The sequence below is a fragment of the Komagataeibacter sp. FXV3 genome (assembly GCF_015155755.1).
GTDB lineage: Bacteria > Pseudomonadota > Alphaproteobacteria > Acetobacterales > Acetobacteraceae > Komagataeibacter.
Window position 1 is genome coordinate 1 of the sequence record NZ_VWPI01000121.1, and the last position, 5,161, is coordinate 5,161.

Sequence of the window (5,161 nt, forward strand, 5' to 3'; positions counted from 1 at the left end):
TCAGCCAATGCGGTCAGCGTGGGCAACGCCGTCCCTCAGCGAAACGAGAATGGCGGGGGCCTGTCCGTCAATTATACCAAGGCGTTTGACTTTGGTGACTTCTCATCCACGACAGCGATCGATTTCTATCGTCGCGATGATACCGACAACTATGACGGCTCCGCCGTTCATGTTGCTGACTATAGATGGAATGATACGGCCATAGCGCAGTCGCATGACATGCACCTGCGTATGAACCCGGCAAAAATCTTCCACCTGACGGTTGGCGTTTTCGAATCATATGACAAGATCGATGGCGACTACACCAGTGACCGCATGCAGTCCAGCAGCGCGCTCTCCCTAGACAACCACTTTTCCCAGCAGAACCTGTCTACGGGGATTTATGTAAACACGGTTACCAATATTACAAAAAAACTGGATTTCATTGCATCGGGCCGTTTTTCATATGACGAACGTGGTTTTGACGGGGGGTCAAGATATTCGGAAATTGGCGCCAATAGCCCGCGGCTTTTACCCCCGTATAATGCCCAGGTAGGCGATGCGTTAACTGGCATCAACCAGCGCCATGACTATCATCGCTTTACCGGGCGTGTGGGCCTGCGCTACCAGATTGTGCCGGGCACTTACGCATACGGCACGATTTCAAATGGCTATAAGGCGGGTTCGTATTTTGCCGCACCCGTGCTGGCGGCCGGGGCGCTTGATTATGTCAAGCCGGAAAACCTGATTGCATACGAAGTCGGCATCAAGTCTTCCCTCCTGCATAACAAGATTGAGGTGGAAGGCTCCCTGTTCGACTATGAATATCACAACCGTCAGACCCTGTTCTTCGCACCGATAACGACAACCGAGAACTCGCTTACGCTTGGCACGATCCCGCGTGCGCGCACCCGTGGTGGTGAACTGTCCGCCACGCTGCATAACCTGGTGCCCAACCTCGATATCCGGGGTTCCTTTGCCTATCTTGATGCGCAGGTCAAAAGCCCGGTCAACTATATCAACGGGCTTTCCCTTGACCCGGCGGTCGCGCACAACTCCCCGCTACCCTTTTCCCCCCGCTTTTCGTGGAGTGGCGTTGCACGCTACAATATCGATATAGACCGTTATCGCGTTACCCTGCAGGCCAGTTACACATGGAAAGACAACATGTGGGCGGCATTGGGGGACCCTAATGCCCAGACCAGCAAGATCAGTTCCCTTGGCCTGCGCATGGAAGTTGGCCCCAAGACAGGCAAATGGACTGCCGCCGTGTATGTTGACAACCTGCAGAACAACAAAGGCACGACCTATTCCTTTACCGGAAGTGATAACAACCGTGCCCAGTACATCCAGACACCGCGCTGGGTCGGCTGTGAACTGCATTACAACTTCTGAAATACCTGTCGGTTATCGGGGAAGTATCCATATATCCTGAATTGCCTGTATATTCTGGAGACGGGACTTCCCCCCGTTTCCAGGCTGGCATGACTGCCTGTAATCGTCAGGTGCCAGCAGGATGTCGATTTCCATTCCGGCGCAAACCCGTCCGATACGCCGCCCACAATAGGCGCCCAGCATTTTGAACAGCAGAATGTTTCGACTGGCGTTTACGTCAACACTGATACGACTATCGTCAAGATAGCTCGTTTTCATCGCATCAGGCTGCTTCTCCCATGATGGACGCGCCTATCGTGGCGGCACGGTGGATGAGGACAGCCGTGCGCAATACATCCAGACGCCACGCCAGGTCGGGTATGAACTGCATTACAAGTTTGGAAAGTAATTCCATTCGAAAGATGCAGAACAGCACATTAATAAATGTTTTTTGGGTGTCGCCTTTTTTAAAAAGGCGACGTTCCCTGAAGCTTTTTGAAAAAAGCTTCGCCAAAAACTTCTTTCTGATTCCACAATTTACGCGGATGCCCGCCCGGCAATAGCCATAAGGGTGCGCCCCAGTTCGGTCTTTATCATGCGCTGGGCCAAGGCACGTAGTTGGGTTCCGTCAATATACCCCATGCGGAAGGCCGCCTCCTCGGGGGAGCCAACCAGCATCCCCTGCCGCGACTGCACCGTCTGCACGAACGAGGACGCCAGCATCAGGCTGTCGGGCAGCCCGGCATCCAGCCATGCGCACCCACGCCCGAGGCGTTCGACATTCAGGCTGCCTTCCTCAAGGTAAATCCGGTTGAGATCGGTGATCTCCAGTTCCCCGCGCGGGGAAGGGTGCAGCCCGGCCGCCAGTTCTCCCACGCGCCCGTCATAGAAATAAAGCCCTGTCACCGCCCAGTTTGACGGTGCGTGTTCCGGCTTTTCCAAAATATCCAGCGCGTTGCCGTCCGCATCGAATGTCACCACGCCGTAGCGTTCGGGGTCACGCACCTGATAGGCGAAGATCGTAGCCCCATGTGTCCGCTGTGCCGCGGCCCGCAGCATGGCGGGCAGATGATCGGCAAAAAGCAGGTTATCGCCCAGTATCAGCGCGCATGGTGCATCCGCCAGCCAGTCACCCGCAATCCAGAAGGCCTGCGCGATCCCTTCGGGCGCGGGCTGGATACGATAGGTAAAGGACACGCCCAGTGATGACCCATCCCCCAGCAGGCGCTGGAACCGGGGCATGTCCTGCGGTGTTGCAATGATCATGATGTCGCGGATACCCGCCATCATCAGTGTCGAGATCGGGTAATAGATCATCGGTTTGTCATACACCGGCAACAGCTGTTTGCTGGCCGCCAGCGTCATGGGATACAGCCGTGTGCCAGATCCGCCCGCCAGCACGATCCCCTTCAGTCCCGGCGCGCCGGTCATGCCACCTGCCCCAGTCGTTGCCCGCCATAGCGCCGTTCCCGTATGGCCTGCCACCATCTGGCATGGTCAAGGTACCAGCGAACGGTCATGTCCATGCCGGTTTCAAAATCATGTCGTGCCTTCCACCCCAATGCCTGTTCGGCATGGGAAGGGTCGATTTCATAACGGAAATCATGGCCCGGCCTGTCAGGCACGTGCCGGATCAGCCGTGCATGTGGCCCTGCCGGATCGGGACGCAGCCGGTCAAGGATACGGCAGATGGCATGGACCACTTCAAGGTTGGTGCGTGGCTGTCGGGCGCCAATGGCGTATGTCTCGCCCGGCTGGCCCCGTTCCACCGCGCGGACCAGGGCCTCGGCATGGTCGCTGACAAACAGCCAGTCGCGGATGTTCTCGCCCGTACCATAGACCGGCAGCTCACGTCCCTCGATCGCATTGATGATCATGAGCGGCACCAGCTTTTCGGGGAAATGCCAGATTCCGTAATTGTTGGTCGTATTCGTAACGAAAGTCGGCAGGCCATAGGTATGCCACCATGCCCGTACCAGATGGTCGGATGCGGCCTTGCTGGCGGAATAGGGGCTGCGCGGGTCATAGGGCGTGACCTCGGTAAAGGGGGGATCATGCGGGCCAAGCGCGCCAAAGACCTCATCGGTCGAAATATGATGGAAGCGGAAGGCCGCGCGCCGCGTTGCGGGCAGGGCCTGCCAGTACGCGCGGGCGGCCTCCAGCATGGCAAACGTGCCGATCACGTTGGTCTGCACAAAGGCACCGGCATTGTCGATGGACCGGTCAACGTGGCTTTCTGCCGCCAGATGCATCACCGCATCGGGGCGGAAGGCCGCGAACACGACGCCCAGGGCCACGGTATCGCAGATATTGACCTGGCTGAACGTATAACGGTCACTGGCTGCCGCAACACCCACCGCATGCGGACTGGCCGCGTAGGTCAGGCAGTCAAGATTCAGGATCTCGTGGCGGGTCCGTGCGATCAGGTGGCGTATGACCGCCGACCCGATAAAACCACATCCGCCGGTTACCAGAATGCGCATGATAATCCGTTACGTCAAAAAGGGTACCAGACAGGAAAAATGTTAATATCCGGCCAACATTACCTGCCTGCCCGCCCCTTTTGCCGCCCCATCAGGATTCCGGTATGATGCGCGGAAAGGATATGCCGTGGATGAACTGCCGCTACGCTGCGCAGGCATGTCCAAATGCGATATACAGGCCAGGCCTGTATTTTTTCGACCAAGGTATGCCGCCTGCATGATGCTCCCCATACGCCTGATCTGGTTATGCACCCTGCCCCTGATCACCGTGTTCATGACAGATGCCGCCGTACAGGCCCATGCCGCCCCCCTGCCCGATGCCGCGATCATGCTGCAGCACGACATGCAGCAGGAACTGGGCGCGCAATCCGCCCTGACACGCCCGAAACAGACCGCACGTGCCATGGCACTGGCAGATGACATGCTGGACCATGCCAGCGCATGGCCACAGGATGAGCAGGTCATGCTGATCGTGGACCGCGCACCCATGGCCCAGTTGATGTGGATCGTTCTGGCCACACCCGCAACGCACCGGCTGACGCCACTGGGCATGGTACCTGTCAGCACGGGACTGCCGGGACGCAAGGAACATTTCCGTACACCTGCGGGCATATTCATCAATAACGGACAGATATACGGCTACCGCGCCCAGGGCACGAAAAACGAACATGGTATCCGTGGCAATGGCGAAAAAGGCATGCGGGTATGGGATTTCGGCTGGCAGACGACCGAGGACTGGCGACGCAAGGGCGCTGTGGCCGTGGTACGGCTGGAGATGCACGCAACCGACCCCACGTTCCTGGAATCCCGGCTTGGACGGGCGGATTCCGAAGGCTGCATCCGCATTCCCGCACGGGTCAACAGTTTCATTGACCGTCATGGTTTGCTGGACCGGCAGCTTGACCTGATCGTCCAGCAGGATGACCCGCAGAAAGCACGCGCCGTACGCGCGCTGCTGGGGGGCAACCACATTTCCACCGCGCTGGCAGGCGACAGGGTCATTGTCGTGGATTCATCCAACCCCGGGGTGCAGATGTCCGATCCGGCGATGGCGCAGAAAATGCAGGACAGCTTCGCGCAGTTCCTGGCCGCAACCGCCCCGCAGCCCGCAAGCCCGGCGCAGGCATCCAGCCCATCCGCACCAACCGCAATTGCCGCAGCAACACCCCCGGCGCAGCCCGTGCAGCTGCCTGCTCCTGCTCCTGCTCCTGCTCCTGCTCCTGCTCCTGCTCCTGCTCCTGCTCCTGCTCCTGCTCCTGCTCCTGCTCCTGCTCCTGCTCCTGCTCCTGCTCCTGCTCCTGAGGACTGGCCCAACTGATTATACT

5 protein-coding genes are annotated in these 5,161 nt (G+C 58.5%); 2 read left to right on the forward strand and 3 right to left on the reverse strand.

Features of this window, described 5'->3' with window-relative positions; genetic code table 11:
- A partial coding sequence (locus F1542_RS10855) for a TonB-dependent receptor (protein ID WP_193733049.1) occupies positions 1-1,374 on the forward strand: 1,374 nt, incomplete at its 5' end.
- Between the two features lie 262 nt (positions 1,375-1,636).
- Here the strand turns inward: F1542_RS10855 and F1542_RS10860 are convergent.
- Genes F1542_RS10860 through rfbB form a run of 3 tightly spaced genes read right to left on the reverse strand, consistent with a single transcriptional unit; the run spans position 1,637 to position 3,836 of the window.
- Positions 1,637-1,867 carry a hypothetical protein gene (locus tag F1542_RS10860; protein WP_193733050.1) on the reverse strand — a complete coding sequence of 77 codons (231 nt, stop codon included), beginning with the start codon at positions 1,865-1,867 and terminating at the stop codon, positions 1,637-1,639.
- Between the two features lie 23 nt (positions 1,868-1,890).
- A complete protein-coding gene (gene rfbA / locus F1542_RS10865; protein ID WP_193733051.1) occupies positions 1,891-2,784 on the reverse strand; it encodes a glucose-1-phosphate thymidylyltransferase RfbA in 894 nt (297 codons plus the stop codon).
- Positions 2,781-3,836, reverse strand: coding sequence for a dTDP-glucose 4,6-dehydratase (gene rfbB / locus F1542_RS10870; protein ID WP_193733052.1), 1,056 nt, complete (start codon positions 3,834-3,836; stop codon positions 2,781-2,783). Before rfbB ends, rfbA begins: the two co-directional genes overlap by 4 nt.
- A gap of 217 nt (positions 3,837-4,053) precedes the next feature.
- On the opposite strand from rfbB, the gene F1542_RS10875 reads away from it, so the two are divergent.
- On the forward strand, positions 4,054-5,154 hold the full coding sequence (locus F1542_RS10875) for a L,D-transpeptidase (protein WP_193733053.1): 1,101 nt from the start codon (positions 4,054-4,056) through the stop codon (positions 5,152-5,154).
- Positions 5,155-5,161 lie beyond the last annotated feature (7 nt).

What these genes read in the sequence shown, in the direction of transcription:
- rfbA (WP_193733051.1), bottom strand. Translation starts at nt 2,784, where the DNA reads ATGACCGGCGCGCCGGGACTGAAGGGGATCGTGCTGGCGGGCGGATCT.
- rfbB (WP_193733052.1), bottom strand. Translation starts at nt 3,836, where the DNA reads ATGCGCATTCTGGTAACCGGCGGATGTGGTTTTATCGGGTCGGCGGTC.
- F1542_RS10875 (WP_193733053.1), top strand. Translation starts at nt 4,054, where the DNA reads ATGATGCTCCCCATACGCCTGATCTGGTTATGCACCCTGCCCCTGATC.